An 18,256-nucleotide genomic window follows, 5' to 3' on the forward strand; every position below is an offset into this window, starting at 1 on the left:
TCACCGTAGCAAGTAAGAGTCATTACCATTTTCCGACCTTGCGGTGACGAATGAAACCCTCGCCGTCTTATGCTGCGTACTTTGCATACAGGCTTTGAACTTGCGCGTTGTTTCAAGCCTCCTTGTTTACAGGTACATATTCAAATCGAAGATGAGGTCTGCATGAGCATCGAGTCATTGAACAGTGAAGAGCATGTCCTGGGAGCCGTTCTGGACGGAGACCGCGAACATCCGCTTTTCGAAGCCTATGTGGCCTATTGCGATGAACGCACCGAGGCCATGCTGGCCTGTGTCAGCTTTCGGCAATGGCTGTCGGAACGTACCCATATCGAGCACGTTGCGGCTGAGCTGGCGGAGCGTGCCCGTCAGGCTGGTATTCGGGAGTCGGCTCTGGATGAACTGGTTCGCGATGCGTCAGGGGCTAACCAGCCCGATGTCATCAGCATTCGTACGGACGAGGCGCCGGAAGATGAAGAAGGTGAGATGGAATCGCTGGATACGTTAGAAGCCGAAGATGCGCCACATGGGCTGGAAAGCCATATCATTTTTCTGATGACCCACTTTGGCATTTCAAAGGTGGAAATCGAAAAGGAGCTGGGACTGCCGCTTGAATAAAAAAGCGGCTACGTCGCTCATGAGTCGACGTAGCCGCCAAACCAGGCCTCAACGGCCTTTTGGGGAGATTACTTGACGCTGTCAGTCATGACGCTGGCCTGCGTGGGATTGCTTTTGCTATCCCCTTCCGGCTCGCCGGTGTCATAGAGGGTCACGTCCAGATCCTGGCCCGGTGCCGGACGGCCTTCCAATGGCGGCAGTGCCTTGGCCTTTTCGATATCAACACCCACACCGTCGGCCAGACGCTGACCGTAATCCGGATCGCAATGCCAGAAATGCCAGATCATCCGCAGCTGGATGTTTTCCGGGCACTGCTTGAGATCGCCTGTGATGTTGTTGATCAGGTCCTCACGCTCCCAGTCCTCGAAGGTGCGATAGCGGTCACCGGCCTGCTTGTAATCCGCCGCGGTCTTGGTGGTCTGATAACGTCCCAGATGCCCTTCGACCCACTGGTGGTAGTCCTTCTTGGGCTTGGGTGCTTCACGCAGACCGCCCTGGGTGCTGGGCTCGTAGTTCACATGAGGGTTTTCTCCACCATTATCCACGTTGTAGGCCATGAAGCCATCGCGCTGGTTGGTGGCTACCGTGGTTTTTGCCGCATTGATCGGGAGTTGCAGGTAGTTGGCGCCTACGCGATAACGCTGGGTATCGGAATACGATAGCGTCCGGCCCTGCAGCATCTTGTCGTCGGAGAAGTCGATACCGTCTACCAGCACGCCAGTACCAAAGGCAGACTGCTCGGTCTCGGCAAAGACATTGGACGGATTGCGATTCAGGACGATTCGGCCTACCGGCAGCAGCGGAAACTTGTCTTCCGGCCAGCGCTTGGTGTCATCCAGTGGGTCAAAGTCCAAGTTCAGGTGCTCATCCTCGGACATGACCTGAACGCACATTTCCCACTCGGGAAATTCACCGCGCTCAATGGCGTCGTACAGGTCGCGGGTGGCATGCCCCACGTCATTTTTCTGGATTTCAGCAGCCTGCTCGCTGGTCAGGTTCTTCACACCCTGCTTGGGTTCAAAGGAGAACTTGCACAGTACCGCTTCACCCTTGTCATTCACCAGTTTGTAGGTGTTTACGCTGGAGCCCTGCATGTTGCGGTAGGTAGCAGGGCGACCCCAGGGGCTCTTGACCCAAGTCACCATGTGCAGCGCTTCAGGATGATGCTGCACAAAGTCATAGAAGCGCCAGGGCTCTTGACGGTTGCTGATAGGGTCCGGCTTGAACGCGTGGATCATGTCCGGAAACTTGATCGCATCACGGATAAAGAAGACCTTGAGGTTGTTACCGACCAGGTCCCAGTTACCGTCTTCAGTATAGAACTTGATGGCGAAGCCACGGGGGTCCTGAGCTGTCTCGGGCGATTCCTTGCCACCGATCACGGTGGAGAAGCGCAGGAAGATAGGCGTCTGAACGCCGGTCTTGGTGAGCACCTTGGCTCGGGTGTATTTGCTGGCAGGCTCGTCGCCGATCTTGCCATAGGGTTCGAAATAACCATGCGCCGCCGTACCACGGGCATGCACGACGCGCTCCGGGATGCGCTCGCGGTCGAAATGGGTAATCTTTTCGATGAACTGATAGTTTTCCAGCGTAGCCGGGCCGCGCTCGCCTACGCTGCGCAGGCTCTGGTTATTACTGACAGGATGCCCCTGACGGGTTGTGAGTGTTTTCTGTTCGTCAGCCATAGCGATTTCCAAGCCTAAATTCACGGTTGTTGGAGTTATTTAGGTCTGGAAAGCTACGGGGAGTTCGGCCAAGCGAAGCGCCATTAGGCGGACATAGCATGACAATCAGGTGTCAGGCAGCATGGCAAAGTGCCGATGAGAACGGTCTAGCAAACCGCCCCGCCAAAAGCGCATGAATAGCTGGAGCCCTTGCCCAGCCTGCCTTCGGGCATGGTTTGAGTACTTGGAAACAGGGGGTTATTCGAAGTTGGCTTTCGCCTTTATTCAAGCGACCTCATTGATAACGTTAAACCCATCCATTAGTTCTTCTTATCGGTCGAATGTATCGGTTTGTAAAGAAGAGGTAAGGTCAGCCGCTACCTATAGATGCCGGTAGGGCGACTCGCTAGCATTCCGGCCCTGCCTTTTTGTTTTCGCCAGGTATCTATGGACCGCCAGCCTTTTCCTGCATCGCCCGTTGCTGATGAGCCCAGCCGCTGGACGGCCAGGGTCTTACTGGTCGATGACGACGCCCCCATGCGCGAGCTGATCGGTGATTATCTGGCGCGCTTCAATCTGTATGTCGACGGCGTGGCCAGTGGCACCGAGATGCGGCAGAAGCTGGGCGGCAACAGCTACGACATCATCATTCTGGATCTGATGTTGCCTGGTGAAGATGGATTGTCTCTGTGCCGGTGGCTGCGTCAGGACAGCAGTATTCCCATCCTGATGCTGACGGCCCAGTCGGAGCCCATGGACCGGATCATTGGCCTTGAGCTGGGTGCCGATGACTACATGGCCAAACCCTTCGAACCACGGGAGCTGGTCGCCCGTCTTCAATCCGTACTGCGTAGAACTCAGGATACGCGAGGCGTACGCCGGAATGTTGCACGCACGCATATCCGCTTCGATGGTTGGAAGCTCGATGGAGTGCGGCACCAGCTGCACTCACCGGACGGCATGGTCGTTCCGTTATCCAACGCCGAGGTGCGAATGCTCTGGGTATTTATCGATCACCCGCGTCAGGTACTCAGCCGCGACAAGCTACTGGATGCCACCCGTGGACGCGCCATCGAGGCGTTCGACCGGAGTATCGACCTGCAAGTCTCACGGTTAAGGCAAAAGCTGGGAGACGACCCCCGCTCACCAACGCTTATCAAGACGGTGCGCGGCGAAGGCTACCTGTTCGACGCCCAGAAAATCGGAAACTGACCCGTGCGCCGTCTGGACACCCTATTTGCGCGTCTGTTCGGCGTACTGGTCATTGCCATCGTACTGGGCCACCTGCTGGCCTTCGCCTGGTTCCATTATATGGGAAGGCAGCCCGACCCACCCCTGCTGCCGCCAGGCGCTGAGTCTCGTCTACCACCACCCGCGATCACAGCATTCAGTGGTCCTCACCCTCCGCCGCCTTTTACCAATCCATCGCTCCCGCCTCCTGCCGGACCGCCGGTTTCGGCATTAGGTCAGCTTGGCTGGATGTTGGGCGGACCGTTCCCCTTCCAGTTAGGCACTCTGCTGGTTGCTGCCTGGATCAGCGCCCGTCTGCTGACCCGCCCTATCAGCCGTCTCACCGCGGCAGCGCAGGACCTGAGCGATAACCTGGACAGCCCTCCCATACCAGAAACGGGCCCTCACGAAACCCGTGAAGCGGCACGGGTGATGAACCAGATGCGCGAACGCATCGTAGCGCAGATCCAGCAACGCGGACGGATGCTGGCGGCGGTTTCCCATGATCTGCGTACACCACTGGCCCGCGTAAAGCTCAGGCTGGAAGACATCGACGATCCTCAACTGCGCAGCCGTGTAACGCAGGATGTGGACGACATGATTAACCTGCTCAACGCAACACTGGAGTACCTGCGCGAGCAACGCAGTGAAGAGCCCTGGGTGCTGTTCGATATTCAGGCGTTGGCTGAATCACTGACGGAAAACGCTCTGGATGACGGAGCCGCTGTATCGCTGAGTGGCCAGTGCAAGCCTGTCCGGGCCCAGGCCATGGCCCTGCGCTCATGCCTGACCAACCTGCTCGATAATGCACTGCGCTACGGGGGTAGCGCCGAAATCGTATTGAAGGAACATCCTGACTCCATAGAAATACAGGTGCGCGATCACGGTCCCGGAATTTCTGCCCAATACCGCGAGGCAGTATTCGAGCCGTTTTTCCGCCTGGAAGGCTCTCGTAACCGCAACTCCGGCGGCGTGGGGCTGGGCCTTGCCATTGCGCGGGAGTCCATTCAAAACCAAGGCGGCACGTTGTGCCTGGAAGAAACCCCAGGCGGCGGTCTGACCGCCCTTATCATGCTGCCGATACGCTCGGCATGATGCCTTTAACCGCTGTGTATCTCGCCAGATACACAGTCACGATACCCACGACATACTCATGCGCGAAGCTTGAACCTGAGAACTCCCTTTAGCCCTTTCTCAGCCAGGTAGCCCCGTCATGATCAGTGGAATAGGTAACAGTTATTCCAGCTATTTCAGCAGTTACACTGCTAACAAGAACAGTACCACCGTACCCGCCAGCACCACGAGTGATGATGAAAATCCACTCAAGAATCTGTTCAAGGCCTTGGATGCCGACGGTGATGGTTCGATCAGCCAGAGCGAGCTGACCGCAGCCGCCTCCAGCAGCGGAGAGAGTGACGACAGCACGGCAATTGATGTCGACCAGCTGCTCAGCCTGATGGATCAGGACAGCAGCGATAGCATCAGCCAACGTGAATTTGCCAGTGCATTCGCACCACCACCGCCTCCCCTGCCGGTAGCTGATGCAGACAGCGACGATCTGGCCGACGAGCTGATCGTCAGCCTGGATGCTGATGCCAGCGGTACACTCAGTACCCTCGAACTGGCCGCTCTGGACGACACTAACAGCACGTCGCTGATGTCCGCACTGGACGAAGACGAGAACGGAGAAGTCAGTCAGGATGAATTGAGCCGTGCATTGCAGGCCTCGATGATGGCGCACACGGACAATGACGACAGCAGCACGTCTGGTACGGTCAGTGCAGCCAGCACCTCATCAACAGTCGCCAATGATGCCGTTAACCTGCTGGCGCAAGCGGTGATCCGCAAGTACCAGAGCGTTAGCAACTATTCATTGGATGCGTCCAAGGCGTCCCGGATCAGCGTATCGGTCTGAGTGGACACGAGGCCATTCTCCGAATGGCCTTTCTCTACGGGATCACTATCCGTTCACAGGCTTGCCGATCAGGTATTCCGTCAGCGCTCGGGCACAGGCATCCATGCCGTCATGCAGGACCACCTCATAGCCATGGGTATTTTCAGTTGGGATGGCGATACACCCTGCCTTACCTTTCGAGCCGGAACTGAGTATGGCACTGGCATCGGAAGCAAAATCCGGCATGAGCGCTGGTTGCGGATTGAGTCCGCAACGCTCGGCAGCCTGCAATAGATCGTCCGTTACGGATTTCGAGTAAAACCCTTTTTCATCACCGGTCAGCACAATCGGGTCGGCGCTAAGCTGCGTATCGTATTCCTCGGCGATAGGCCCCACCTCGACGGCAATGACAATTTCACCGGGTAGCGTTCGGGCTGCATATTGAGCACCGCCATTGGTTTCCTCCTCCTTGGTCGTAAAGACAAACACGGCATCGCGCTTGAGGAGGGAACGGCGCGCAGCCGTCAACGCAGCGGCCTTGAGCGTCGCCACGATAGGCGCACGGTCATCCAAAAAATGGGCTGCGATGGCGTCATTAACATTGAAGGGCTGGCGCCAATGTTGACTCAGCACAACCCGTGTACCAGCCCGTATGCCTGCTTCGCCCAGCTCATCCTTCGAGCGCCGGGTAAGCACATGCACATCCTTCCATTGCACATTGCCGCTGAGCACATCGGCTCCTTGAGGCGACTCGGGCGTGGCATGCATGGTTCCGAATGACAGTACGCCAGGCAGCAGGGCGTGCTCACCCATGATATCCACCGGGCACATGCCAAAGTTCACCGGAAAGGCCCCGCCCAGTGCGACGACGCTCAACGTACCGTCAGAGTTGACGCGTTTGACGACCATGGCGATTTCATCTTGGTGCGCCATGATCACGACGCTGCGCTGTGCAGCCTCTTCCCGGGAAATCTCCTCGGTGGCCCGCACGACCCCGATCACGTTATCGGCCGCGTCGACCCATACCTCATCACAGCTGCGCTTGAGCTCACGTAGGCAGATGCGCCTGACTTCATCCTCCTGCCCGCCCGGGCCTCGGGCCAGAAGCAGCTCTTCCAGCAGTTTCAGATCCTCGGTGTTCGCCATGCCTTACCTTCCTGCTCCGGGCGACCTGCCAGGCAGGCCACCAACCTTCAATCGCGCCCTATTGCCTTACTTGCCGCTGTTGGCGTCCTGGTTGTCCTGGCCGGTGGCGTCGTCCTGGGGCGAGTGCATCTGGATGGATGCCTTCTCGGAGCTGGATTCGCTGGATTTGTCATCGGAGCTGCCAAAGCAGCCACTGAGCAGCACGGCACATAGGGTGAGTCCGACCATGCCTATTCTGGAAACCATCTTTCTACCTCCACGTCGATTTCCGGACCCGTCAATACCAGGGTCCGTACAAGAAAGTACAAGAAAGTACAAGAAAGTCGACCGTCGATCGTTCTGGATGGTTCGAATTGAGGTGAGGGAAACCGGATACAGGCAGTGCCTCTTTCGTGACACAGGTCAACCCCATCGGTCAGTCTTTCACACTTTTTTGACAATTGGATGATTTCAAATCGCTACCCTGCCGTTTCATTCATTGAAAGGGAGCCTTTACGTGCCCAAGACGTATCCGCTCATCTCCAAAATGAACCATTACCGGTACGGGGTATGGTCGACCAGATCGGGAAATGGCATATTGCCATACCACGATTTATTTGATGATTGAGAAGTACATCATGTCTCTAGCACCCAGTACCGATCAGGTAATCAGTACCCCTCGCCGTGCCCGTCGTACCAAGCACTACGAATCCCAGTACGACTTTCACAATCGCTTGCTCACCCGGTGTGAAGACCGGATCGAAGAACTTGGCATGCTCGACAATATAAGTCGGGATGAAAAGATGACTCACCTGCAGAACATCGAACTGCTGGCCAATACCGTCTTGGCCCAGACTGAAGAAGAGGACCTGATCAAGCGCGCTCAGGCTGCACTTCAGTACAGTCGCGAGCAGATGCTCGAAGCGTGATCCGCCAGCGCCCAGGGATGGGCTCAGGCATCGTGCCTGTCACGTAGCCGGTAACCCACACCAGGCTCGGTGATGATGTACTGCGGAGCAGCAGGGTCGTCGCCCAGTTTCTGCCGCAAGTGCCCTACCACGACACGCAGATAGTGGGTGTCCTCGACATGGGACGGGCCCCAGATTTCTCTGAGCAGATGTTGCTGGGTCACCACGCGCCCCAGATGACGAGCAAGGTGTTCAAGCACTGCATATTCCTTGCGCGTCAGGGCGATGTCACTGTCCTGCACCGTGACGCGGCGAAAGGCAAAATCTACCTTGAGCGCTCCTAGGCTCAGGGCTGACTCTGTCTGCGGCTGGGCCACACCCTGCCTTAACAATACCCGTACCCGGGCCAGAAACTCCTGAATGCCGAAGGGCTTGGTGACGTAGTCATTCGCCCCTGCATCCAGTGCACGGACCTTTTCCTGCTCATCCGCCCGGACCGACAGAATAAGTACCGGTACGGACGACCATTCACGAATTTCCCTGAGGATGGTCTGCCCATCTTCATCCGGCAGACCCAGATCCAGCACGACCAGATCAGGCCGCTCCAGTGCCGTCTTGGCCAATCCTTCTGCACCGGTGGCAGCCTCGATGACCCGATAGGTTTGGGCCGTCAGGCTGATGCGCAGGAATTTGCGAATCTGCGGCTCGTCATCGACGATCAGGATCAAGGGTGCATTTGTGGTCATGGAAGCCTTCAGAAAAAGCGAACACTTGCCGCATGCTACGTTATTGAAAGGCGAAACGCCTCAGCCCTCGCTGTCGCCGAGCGGTTGTGGATGCAGCGGCAGATGCAGGGTCAAGGTCGCCCCCTTTCCGTCCAGGCCGGTATCAACAGTCACGCGACCGCCGTGCGCGCCCACCATACCTTGGCAGATTGCCAATCCCAGCCCTGTACCCTGCCCGCCTCGGTCACCCCTCGCGGCGGTGTAGAACATATCGAAAATCCGGGCACGTTCCCCCTCTGGAATACCGGGGCCCTGGTCGCTCACAGCCAGACGGATCTCTTCATCGTCATGCTCGACCGCAACGCGCAGGCGCCCGTGCTCCGGGGAAAACCGCGCCGCGTTTTCCAATACGTTAATCAGGGCCTGTTCGATCAGGGCAGGATGCACATAGAGCAGCGGCATATCGGGGGGAACCGATGTTTCGACATGCAGCGGTGCCAGTACAGGCTTCAGTCGGCTCAGGGCGCTGGCCACGACGTCGCCTGGGGAGACCCAGTCGCGGGCCAGCTGCAGCCCGCCATGACCCAACCGGGTCATGTCAAGCAGGTTCTGGATGTACCGATCCAGACGTTCGGCTTCGAGACGTGTCGTATCCAGAAGGGATTGGCGATCCTCGGCGCTGATGCTGTCGCCCAGCGTGGCCAGTGTGTCGATAGAGCCGCGCATGGCGGTAAGCGGGGTGCGCAGGTCATGCGATACGGAGGCCAGCAAGGCGCTGCGTAGCTGCTCGGTTTCCCCATGCAGGCGTGCAGCCTCCAGGTCTTCGGCCAGACGCGCCCGCGCCAGCGCCTGGGCCAGCGGCTGACCCAGCGCAGCAAACAGCCGACGCTGCTCGGCGCTCAGGCTCCTGCCGTCTTTCAAGGCAATCCCCAGCAGCGCCAGAGGGTCTTCTTCGGACGCCAGGGGCCACCACCACCAGCGCCCATGGGGCAAGGTATCCGTTCCATGGCCCGCTGGCTGCTCGTGCTTCCACGCCCAGTCAGCCGCGGCACGTTCACTTTCATTCAGGACGCTGGCGGTCCCAGCCTCGACATGCCACTGCTCATGGCTATCCCGGCTCATCAGGCAGACCTCAATGTCGATGGAACTCAGCTGCTGCGCCGCAGCCTTCAGTACTGCCTGCCGGTCAGTGGCGGCCGTCAGCTTGCGGGAGAGTTCAAGCAGGGCGCCGGTTTCGGTCTGGGCCTGTCTGAGGCTGTTCAGCTGCCCTCGCTGGCGGGCCGCCAGATTGCCGGTAAGCGTTGCCATGAACAGAAAGAACATGAGTGTCAGCACATCCTGTTCACGTTGAATGGTGAACGAGAACAACGGCGGGATGAACAGAAAGTTATAGGTCAGAAAACTCAGGACCGCGCACAAGATGGCCGGACCACGGCTACTGCGAATGGCGACCAATAAAACGGCGGTCAGGAACACCAGCGAAATATTGGGGAGCTCCAGCAGGCTGGAGGCGGCCTTGGCCAGAAGGGCAGCGCCCACGGTAGCGCCGATCGCCAGCAGGTAATCCCGGCCATTGCGTTGGGGCACCTTTGGCAGGGAAGTGCCTACCTCCTCACGGGCGTCCAGCACACTGATCTCAAGCCCCGCCTCGAACTGTAGCAAGCGCGAGGCCAACCCAGTACCAAACAGACGGCGAACCCAGGTGGGCCGGCTGCGCCCGACCAGCAACAGGCTGGCCCGTGTCTCTACGGCGTGATTCACAAGGGATTTCGCCACCTCCCCGGCCCGTAGAATGACCACTTCACCCCCGAGCCGCTCGGCCAGACGCTGGGCGGCTTGCAGGCGGGCGCGCTCGGTCTCATCCTGCGTCCGGCCGGTCTCGACATGCACCAGGCTCCACGGCAGATGCCGGCGCTCCGCCACCCGGCTCGCATGACGCACCAGCCGCTCCGCCTGACCGTCACCGTTGACCGCCACCAGCAGACGCCCCAGAAGCGCCGGGGCATCCTCTCCCTGGGCGCGATAACGCCGGGCCAGATCCGAGTCGACCCGCGCCGCTGCCGTCTGCATGGCCATCTCGCGCAGGGCGGTAAGGTTGGTCTGGCTGAAAAAGGCATCGATGGCCGCCCGCGCCTGTTCGGGTACGTAGACCTTGCCTTCGCGCAGCCGCTCCAATAGCTCGCGCGGCGGCAGGTCGATCAGAACGATCTCATAGGCATCCTGCAACAGCCGGTCCGGCACGGTCTCGCGCACCTGTACGCCGGTCACATCACGCACCTGATCGTTCAGGCTTTCCAGATGCTGGACGTTGACGGTGGTGTAGACATCGATCCCGGCGGCCAGAAGCTCTTCGATGTCCTGCCAGCGCTTGGCGTGGCGGCTCCCCGGCGCATTGGTATGCGCCAGCTCATCAACCAGCACGAGTCGGGGTGGATTGGCGAGTACACCGTCCAGATCCAGCTCCGCCAGGTGCATGCCCCGGTAGTCGTATCGCCGTAGCGGTTGTTGCGCAAGACCGGCGACCAGAGCTTCGGTCTCCGCGCGTCGGTGGGTCTCTACGACGCCGATCCGCACGTCCACACCCTGTCGCTGCAAAGCCTGGGCAGCCTGGAGCATGGCGTAGGTCTTGCCGACACCGGGCGCCGCGCCCAGGAATACCTTTAGCCGACCACGTCCTTCGGCGTGGTCGGCAAGCAGTGCATCGGCGCGCTCGGCGGCATCGGTCATCGCGTACGCTCATCTAGGGCCAGATTAAGTTGCAGCACATTAACCACTGGCGGCCCGATCAGCGAGCGTTCCGTATGCTCGACGACCAGTTTTTCCAGCTCATCGGCCGGTATGCCGCGCGCCTGGGCTATCCGGGCGATCTGATAACGGGCGGCAGCCGGTGGCAAATCCGGGTCAAGCCCGCTGCCCGACGTCATGACCAACGCCAGCGGCGCCGGTCCACTGCCCTGCTCATTCCCCAGCGACTCGGCGATTCGCTGTACCAGTGCCGGGTTGGATGCCGCGAGATTGCTCGCACTGCTGGACACCGTGGCAAAATCACCCGCCGAGGGACGCGGGTGGAACCATTGGTTTCCGGTAAAAGGCTGGGCGATCAATGCCGAGCCGATGACCTGACCCGCCGGGTTGCGAATCAGACTTCCATTGGCCTGGCTGGCAAAGGCGGTCTGCCCGACACCAGCGACCACTAGAGGGTAGGCCACTCCAGTGATCAGGCTCAGGACCAGCATCATGGCCAGGGCGGGACGAGCGTGCGCAAACATAACGATTCTCCTAAGGAAGACTGGCCGCTCAGGCCAGCCCTACGGCAGTCAACACCATATCGATCAGCTTGATTCCCACGAACGGCACCAGCAGACCGCCGAGGCCGTAGATCAGCAGGTTACGGCGCAGTAATTGGCTAGCATTGGCGGCCTGGATACGCACACCGCGTAGCGCCAGGGGTATCAGCACCACGATGATCAGGGCATTGAACACAATGGCAGACAGAATCGCGCTTTGCGGACTGTGCAGACCCATCACGTTAAGTGCACCCAACTGCGGATAAATACTGGCGAACAATGCCGGCAGAATGGCGAAGTACTTGGCCACGTCATTGGCGATGGAAAAGGTGGTTAGCGCACCACGTGTAACCAATAGCTCCTTGCCCACCTGCACGACATCCAGAAGCTTGGTAGGGTCGGAGTCCAGATCCACCAGGTTGGCCGCTTCGCGAGCCGCCTGGGTGCCGTCGTTCATGGCCATGCCCACATCAGCCTGGGCCAGCGCCGGAGCATCGTTGGCTCCATCACCGCACATGGCAACCAGCTTGCCGTCCGCCTGTTCCTCACGGATGCGGGCCAGCTTTTTCTCAGGCGTGGCTTCGGCGATCACATCATCGACCCCCGCCTCGGCCGCAATCGCCGCGGCGGTCAGCGGGTTGTCACCGGTTACCATCACGGTGCGGATACCCAGCTTGCGCAGCTCGGCGAAACGCTCTCGGATACCGGGCTTGACCACATCCTTCAGGTGAATGGCCCCAAGCAGCTGCCCATCGGCACAGACCAGCAGCGGCGTACCGCCATCCTTGGCAATGCGGTCGATCTCACGGGCCAGCACATCGGGCAGGTGGCTGCGTGTCATGCCTAGAAAACGCAGCACGGCGTCCATTGCCCCCTTGCGGTAGACGTGGCCGTCCCAATCAATACCGGACAGGCGTGTCTCGGCGCTAAAGGTGATCGGCGTGACCGCATTACGGGCAGGCTCGTTCATGGGATGTAGGGCGCGCAGGTATTCGACGATGGATTTGCCCTCAGGGGTATCGTCCACCAGTGACGCCAGCAGGGCGCCTTCAGCCAGCTGTTTGGCCGTAATGCCGCTTGCCGCATACATGGCGCTGCACCGGCGGTTGCCAAAGGTGATGGTGCCGGTCTTGTCCAGCAGCAGCGTATGCACGTCCCCGGCAGCCTCCACAGCACGGCCGGATTTGGCAATCACGTTCAGTCGCACCAGACGATCCATCCCGGCAATGCCAATGGCCGAAAGCAGGCCGCCAATGGTGGTCGGAATCAACGTCACCAGCAGCGCCGCCAGGTACAGCATGGGCAGGTCGCCACCGGCATAGCGAGCAAAGGGCTGAAGCGTAGCGACCACCAGGAGAAAGATGAGCGTCAGGCCGATCAGCAGGATATCCAGCGCGACCTCGTTAGGTGTCTTCTGCCGCTTGGCCCCTTCCACCAGGGCGATCATGCGATCCAGCGTAGATTCGCCCGGATTGGTCGTGATGCGCACCAGCAGCCAATCTGAGACGATCTGGGTATTGCCGGTTACGGCCGAGCGATCCCCGCCGGACTCACGGATGACCGGAGCGGATTCGCCTGTAATGGCCGCCTCGTTGACAGCAGCGATCCCCTGGACGACCTCACCATCTCCCGGAATCAGCTCACCTGCCTCGACGCGGACCACATCTCCTTTGCGCAACCCCACGGCCGGCACCATTTCGAACAGACCGTCCGCGGTCTGGCGACGGGCCATAAGATCCTGCCCTACGCCTTTCAGGCTATCGGCACGCGCCTTGCCGCGTCCTTCGGCCAGGGCTTCGGCAAAGTTGGCAAAGAGCACCGTGAACCACAGCCACAAAGTGATTTGTACGGCCACGGCGGTACTCACTCCGGCTTGCGGCAAAAAGCACAGCACGGTGGTGAAAACGGCAGTCAGCTCCACAACGAACATGATCGGCGAGCGCACCAGCTGCCGTGGGTCCAGCTTCACGAACGCCTGGACCAGCGCTGCCTGCCAGAGCGGTTTGCCGGGCGCAGGCGCAGCGGCAGCAGTGGTCGGTTGGGTATGCATGTTCATATCAATGTCCACCGAAAAGCATCAGTTGATCGGCAATCGGCCCAAGGGCCAGGGTCGGCAGGAAGGTCAGGCCACCTACCAGGAGGATGGTCAGGGTTAGCAGCGTGACGAACAGCGGGCCGTGAGTAGGAAAGCTGTTTGGCCCATGCGGTACGGTACGCTTGGCGGCGAGGCTCCCGGCAATGGCCAGTACCGGCAGGATGTAGCCATAACGGCCAAGCAGCATGGCCAGCCCCTGCATCAGATTGTGAAAGGGCGTGTTGGCACCGAACCCGCCAAAGGCCGAGCCGTTATTGGCGGTGGCGGAGGTATAGGCATAAAGCAGTTGGCTGAAGCCGTGGGGGCCGGGGTTGCTGATGGCCGATACCGGTCCCGGCAGGCTGATGGCCAGAGCCCCCAGCACCAGCACGCCCAGCGGCATGACCAGGAGTGTTGCCACCAGCAGGCGAACTTCCCGCGCTTCAAGCTTCTTGCCCAGGTATTCCGGGGTGCGCCCCACCATCAGCCCGGCCAGGAACACCGCGATCAGCACGTTGAGCAACATGCCGTAGAGCCCGGCGCCTACCCCGCCAAAGATGACCTCCCCTAGCATCATGTTGAACAACGCCACCAGCCCGGACAGCGGCGAAAGGCTGTCATGCATTGCATTGACCGACCCGTTGGAGGCCGCCGTGGTGGCAACCGACCAGAGCACCGAGGCCGTGATGCCAAAGCGGCTTTCCTTGCCCTCCAGCGAGGCGCCCTGCTCAACAGCCAGCGAGGCCAGGGCCGGATTGCTCTGCCATTCGGACCACAGCGATACGCCTATGCCGATCAGCAAAAGGCCCAGCATGCAGGCCAGAATCGCCCGGCTCTGCCGCAGATCCTTCACATAATGGCCAAAGGTAAACACCAGTGCGGCCGGGATCAGCAGCAGCGAGACCATTTCCAGGAGATTGCTCAGCGCCGTCGGGTTTTCGAAGGGATGCGCGGAGTTCACGCCAAAAAAGCCACCGCCATTAGTGCCCAACTGCTTGATGGCGATCTGACTGGCGGCTGGCCCCAGCGGTAAGGCCTGCGTACCGCCCTGGACCGTCTGGGCGCCGATATAGGCCGAGAAGGTTTGCGGCACGCCCTGCCAGATCAGCAACACGGCCAGCACCAGGCTGAGCGGTAGCAGGATATAGAGCGTCGCGCGGGCCAGATCGACCCAAAAATTACCCAGTGCCAGCGCGCTGCGGCGGGTAATGCCGCGGCTCAAGGCTACCAGCACGGCAATCCCGGTCGCAGCGCTCACGAAGTTCTGTACGCCCAACCCTACCATCTGGCTGAAATACGACAGCGACGCCTCACCGCTGTAGGCCTGCCAGTTGGTGTTGGTGACAAAGCTGATCGCCGTGTTCAGTGCCAGGGTCCATTCAAGCCCCGGCAGATGCTGCGGATTGAGCGGCAGATACGCTTGCAGCAGAAGCATCAGGAACAAGGCCAGCAAGCCGACCAGATTGAACAGGAGCAGCGCCAGGGCGTATTGCTGCCAGCTCTGCTCCTGCCGGGCGTCAATACCGCCAAGGCGATAGCCCACCCGCTCCAGCGGCGCCAGGACCGGGGTAAGCCAGGTGCGCTCGCCTTCGAGGGCACGGTAGAAAAAACGCCCCAGAAGAGGCGCTGGCGCTAGGAAAAACGCCAAAAACAGGACAATCAACAAGCCATCGGCAGTGCTCATGGTCGCGGCCTCACGAACGGTCGGCGCGCATCAGCGCCACCAGCAGGTACACGAACAGGCCCACGGCCAATAGCAGGCACAGGCTATCCAGAACGCTCATGACTCTCTCCTTTACGCGGCACGACCGCTGATGGAGAGCATTGTCGGGAGGAGTCCTGTAAAGGATCGAGACGTAAGCCCCCAGGGAGGCGTAAAGAAAGCGTTAAGAAATGCAGGGCGACCCGTCAGGACCGGCCCTGCAAGGGAAGGTATTACACCTTGAACTGGCCGAGCAGATGACCCAACTGATCGGCAATGCCACGCAGCTGCTGGCTGGCCTGACTCGTCTGCACGCTCGCCGTGGCGTTGGTCTGGGCAAGGCCGGCCACCTGCACGACGCTCTGATTGATCTCCTCCACCACATGGGACTGCTGCAGAGTAGCGCTCGCAATCGAGGCGTTTACCGCTGCAAGGTTACGCAGGGTCTGGTTGATCTGCTCAAGGCTGTCGCTGGCCTGACCGGCCTGCTCGATGGTGTGCTGCGAAGCCTGCCGGCTCTCCTGAATGACCCGAACCGCCGCGCCCGAATTGGTCTGCAGCCGCTCGATCATGGCATGAATCTCCTGGGTGGACTTCTGGGTACGCTGCGCCAGAAGCCTGACCTCATCGGCCACTACCGCAAACCCGCGCCCCTGCTCACCGGCACGTGCTGCCTCGATAGCAGCGTTAAGAGCCAGGAGGTTGGTCTGGTCGGCAATGGAGCGGATCACGTCGAGTACGGTGCCGATCTGGGTACTCTCCTGCGCCAGTGATTCAATGACCTCGGCAGCCTGAAGAATAGTGTCTGACAACCCTTCGGTCTGGTGGAGGCTGGTCTGGATACTAACCTGCCCCTGATCGGCCCGACGCTCAGCACTCTGCACCTCGCCTGAGGCCTGCTCGGCGTGGCGGGCCACGTCCTGGATAGCATGCGTCACTTCATTGATAGCCGTGGCGAGCATATCCATCTGCTGGGTCTGGGTATCGCTGTGCCGCTGGCTTTGGGCCGCAATGGCACCCAGCTCGCCCGAATGACGATCCAGCGAATGAGCAGCCGTCAGTAGCTGACGAATGAGTTCACCCAAATGCTCCGAAAACCGGTTGAAATGACGGCCCAGCTCAGACAACTCGTCACGGCCCGACGTGTCGAGCCTGTGGGTCAGGTCGGCCTCGCCACTGGCGATACTGGCCATTGCCCTGACGGTCGACGTCAGCGGTCGGGTAATGCTGCGCTGAATGAGAAAGATCAAGACGCCCATGAGCACTACGATGACGGCCCCGACGCCTGCCGTCTGCCAGACCTGTGCGCGAAACTCGGCCTGCAGATCATCCAGGTAGACGCCTGTTCCCAGCACCCAGCCCCAGGGCTCGAACTGCTTGACGTAGGAAACCTTGGGCACCGGCTCACTGGCGCCGGGCTTGGGCCAACGGTAGGCCACAACCCCACCGCCGTTTTTCGCCACGACTACCATCTCATTGAACAGCGCTTTGCCGTCAGGATCTTTATAGGTAGAAAGGTCCTGCCCGTCGAGCTTGGGGTTCATCGGATGCATGACCATGCGCGGTTGCAGATCGTTGACCCACAAGTAGTCGTTGCGACCGTAGCGAAGCGCTTTGAGCACAGCCAAGGCGCCTTGCTGCGCCGCCTCACGGCTGAGCGTGCCGCCCGCTTCCAACGCCTGAAAATGCGTGAACACACCCAGGGCGGTTTCGACCACATGCTGCGTCTTTTCGGCCTTGCCCTGATAGAGGTGCTCATAGGACGCCCTGAGCGTCAGCGCGCCGAAGGCCAGCAGCATCAGGGCCGCGACGGTCAGAATCAACCACAGACGCGCGCGAACGGGGTATTTGCGTAAGACATCCATGCAACAGGCTCCTGTTTATTCTTGTTGAAGCTCACATGACATGACGGTGCCCGGACTCTTTTCGGGCTGTCTTTAGATTCATCGACTCCCTTTTGGGGATCTGAAGCCCGACCCGATGACTGGCTACGCTCGCCCGGCCAGTGGCTCTTCGGGCGGATGCGACAGAATGAAGCAAACTTTCGCCTAAACCTTCGCGTCTATTGGCCGATAGTTCTGGCAGCCAAGTTGAATTCCTGAACAGGTCGCACATGCCCAAGCACAATCCGTCCGATGACTCCCTCTCGCTGCTGCTGTTCTCATTGCGCAGCGGAAAGCTCATGGCCATCAACCTGCTCAAGGTCAGCGAAATCATTCCGTGCCCGCCCCTGACGCGCATGCCTGAGTCGCATCCACATGTCAAAGGCGTTACGACCCTGCGAGGCGCCTCGCTATCGGTGATTGACCTGAGCCGTGCCATTGGCGAACAGCCCCTGGCCGACCCTTCTGGTGGCTGCCTGATCGTGACCGAGATCAGCCGTACCAAGCAGGCGCTACACGTCCAGAACGTTGCCAAGATCATTCACTGCCGGTCGAGCGACATCATCCCGCCCCCCTTCGGCTCGGGTAGTCGCGCGTTTGTCACCGGCGTGACCCAAGTGGAAGGCACGCTGGTTCAAGTGTTGGATATCGAAAAGGTTATCCACGGTATTGCACCGCCTGCTATACCGCAGACGCCTTCGGCCCTGAACGAAGAAGATATCGAAGCCCTGGAGGCAACGCGTATCTTGATCGTGGATGACAGCCAAGTCGCGCGCAACCTGTCGCTTCATGCCTTGCAGACATTGAATATCCGCTGCCATGTTGCCCGCAGCGGCAAGGAAGCCATTGAAAAGCTTCTAGAGCTACAAGGCACAGATGATGAGATCAATGTGGTTGTCTCCGACATTGAAATGCCGGAAATGGACGGCTACGCCTTTACCCAGAGCCTGCGCGAGAGTCCGGACTTCAGCAGTCTCTACGTACTGCTGCATACGTCGCTGGACAGCTCCATGAACAGCGACAGGGCCAAGAAGGCAGGTGCCAACGACGTACTCACCAAGTTCTCTCCACCGGAGCTGACCCGCTGCGTGATTCGAGCGGCCCATGCCGTTCAGGGGCGCTGACCTCGCCTGTCAGCCTCGATACGGT

Annotated in this window: 16 protein-coding genes and 1 pseudogene; 6 read left to right on the forward strand and 11 right to left on the reverse strand. The window is 59.9% G+C overall.

The window, feature by feature from the left end; all coding sequences use genetic code 11:
- Positions 1-162: 162 nt before the first annotated feature.
- Positions 163-615, forward strand: coding sequence for a hypothetical protein (locus tag JQR90_RS16655; RefSeq protein WP_434140141.1), 453 nt, complete (start codon positions 163-165; stop codon positions 613-615).
- Between the two features lie 68 nt (positions 616-683).
- On the opposite strand, the gene JQR90_RS16660 is transcribed toward JQR90_RS16655, so the two are convergent.
- Complete coding sequence (locus JQR90_RS16660; protein WP_010795800.1) at positions 684-2,300, reverse strand: catalase; 1,617 nt, start codon at positions 2,298-2,300, stop codon at positions 684-686.
- 426 nt (positions 2,301-2,726) lie between these two features.
- On the opposite strand from JQR90_RS16660, the gene JQR90_RS16665 reads away from it, so the two are divergent.
- The 3 genes from JQR90_RS16665 (at position 2,727) to xopAW (ending at position 5,424) form a co-directional block, all read left to right on the forward strand.
- Positions 2,727-3,491, forward strand: a complete 765-nt coding sequence (locus tag JQR90_RS16665) for a response regulator (RefSeq protein WP_434140142.1) — start codon at positions 2,727-2,729, stop codon at positions 3,489-3,491.
- Positions 3,492-3,494: 3 nt separating this feature from the next.
- The gene (locus JQR90_RS16670; protein ID WP_434140143.1) at positions 3,495-4,604 is read left to right on the forward strand and encodes a sensor histidine kinase; all 1,110 of its coding nucleotides are present in this window, start codon (positions 3,495-3,497) and stop codon (positions 4,602-4,604) included.
- A gap of 118 nt (positions 4,605-4,722) precedes the next feature.
- Positions 4,723-5,424: a XopAW family type III secretion system calcium-binding effector gene (xopAW, locus tag JQR90_RS16675; protein WP_434140144.1), complete on the forward strand. Its 702-nt coding sequence runs from the start codon at positions 4,723-4,725 to the stop codon at positions 5,422-5,424.
- A 45-nt stretch (positions 5,425-5,469) separates the two neighbouring features.
- Here the strand turns inward: xopAW and JQR90_RS16680 are convergent, their stop codons facing one another.
- Positions 5,470-6,549, reverse strand: coding sequence for a M42 family peptidase (locus JQR90_RS16680; RefSeq protein WP_434140145.1), 1,080 nt, complete (start codon positions 6,547-6,549; stop codon positions 5,470-5,472).
- 66 nt (positions 6,550-6,615) lie between these two features.
- Positions 6,616-6,795 carry a hypothetical protein gene (locus JQR90_RS16685; RefSeq protein ID WP_074822038.1) on the reverse strand — a complete coding sequence of 60 codons (180 nt, stop codon included), beginning with the start codon at positions 6,793-6,795 and terminating at the stop codon, positions 6,616-6,618.
- 371 nt (positions 6,796-7,166) lie between these two features.
- On the opposite strand from JQR90_RS16685, the gene JQR90_RS16690 reads away from it, so the two are divergent.
- The gene (locus JQR90_RS16690; protein WP_010795806.1) at positions 7,167-7,457 is read left to right on the forward strand and encodes a hypothetical protein; all 291 of its coding nucleotides are present in this window, start codon (positions 7,167-7,169) and stop codon (positions 7,455-7,457) included.
- A gap of 23 nt (positions 7,458-7,480) precedes the next feature.
- Here JQR90_RS16690 and JQR90_RS16695 read toward each other — a convergent pair whose 3' ends face one another.
- From JQR90_RS16695 to JQR90_RS16730, 8 genes and pseudogenes are all read right to left on the reverse strand, one after another.
- Positions 7,481-8,182 carry a response regulator gene (locus JQR90_RS16695; RefSeq protein WP_010795807.1) on the reverse strand — a complete coding sequence of 234 codons (702 nt, stop codon included), beginning with the start codon at positions 8,180-8,182 and terminating at the stop codon, positions 7,481-7,483.
- A 60-nt stretch (positions 8,183-8,242) separates the two neighbouring features.
- On the reverse strand, positions 8,243-10,888 hold the full coding sequence (locus JQR90_RS16700) for a sensor histidine kinase (protein ID WP_010795808.1): 2,646 nt from the start codon (positions 10,886-10,888) through the stop codon (positions 8,243-8,245).
- Positions 10,885-11,430: a potassium-transporting ATPase subunit KdpC gene (kdpC, locus tag JQR90_RS16705; RefSeq protein WP_434134971.1), complete on the reverse strand. Its 546-nt coding sequence runs from the start codon at positions 11,428-11,430 to the stop codon at positions 10,885-10,887. The genes JQR90_RS16700 and kdpC overlap by 4 nt, the downstream gene beginning before the upstream one ends.
- Positions 11,431-11,458: 28 nt before the next feature.
- On the reverse strand, positions 11,459-13,504 hold the full coding sequence (gene kdpB, locus JQR90_RS16710; RefSeq protein ID WP_434134972.1) for a potassium-transporting ATPase subunit KdpB: 2,046 nt from the start codon (positions 13,502-13,504) through the stop codon (positions 11,459-11,461).
- Between the two features lies 1 nt (position 13,505).
- The gene (gene kdpA, locus JQR90_RS16715) at positions 13,506-15,206 is read right to left on the reverse strand and encodes a potassium-transporting ATPase subunit KdpA (RefSeq protein WP_434140146.1); all 1,701 of its coding nucleotides are present in this window, start codon (positions 15,204-15,206) and stop codon (positions 13,506-13,508) included.
- Between the two features lie 10 nt (positions 15,207-15,216).
- Positions 15,217-15,306, reverse strand: a complete 90-nt coding sequence (kdpF, locus tag JQR90_RS16720; RefSeq protein ID WP_010795812.1) for a K(+)-transporting ATPase subunit F — start codon at positions 15,304-15,306, stop codon at positions 15,217-15,219.
- A 151-nt stretch (positions 15,307-15,457) separates the two neighbouring features.
- Complete coding sequence (locus JQR90_RS16725) at positions 15,458-16,192, reverse strand: methyl-accepting chemotaxis protein (RefSeq protein WP_434140788.1); 735 nt, start codon at positions 16,190-16,192, stop codon at positions 15,458-15,460.
- Positions 16,193-16,366: 174 nt separating this feature from the next.
- Positions 16,367-17,089 (reverse strand): annotated as a pseudogene (locus JQR90_RS16730) (cache domain-containing protein); the annotation flags it as partial.
- A 248-nt stretch (positions 17,090-17,337) separates the two neighbouring features.
- Here JQR90_RS16730 and JQR90_RS16735 point away from each other — a divergent pair.
- Positions 17,338-18,231 (forward strand): chemotaxis protein, encoded by an 894-nt coding sequence (locus JQR90_RS16735; protein WP_010795814.1) that lies wholly within the window; start codon positions 17,338-17,340, stop codon positions 18,229-18,231.
- Positions 18,232-18,256: the final 25 nt, after the last annotated feature.

It is taken from the genome of Pseudomonas sp. JZ114, from assembly GCF_051027705.1.
In the GTDB taxonomy this organism is placed as follows: Bacteria; Pseudomonadota; Gammaproteobacteria; order Pseudomonadales; family Pseudomonadaceae; genus Chryseomonas; species Chryseomonas luteola.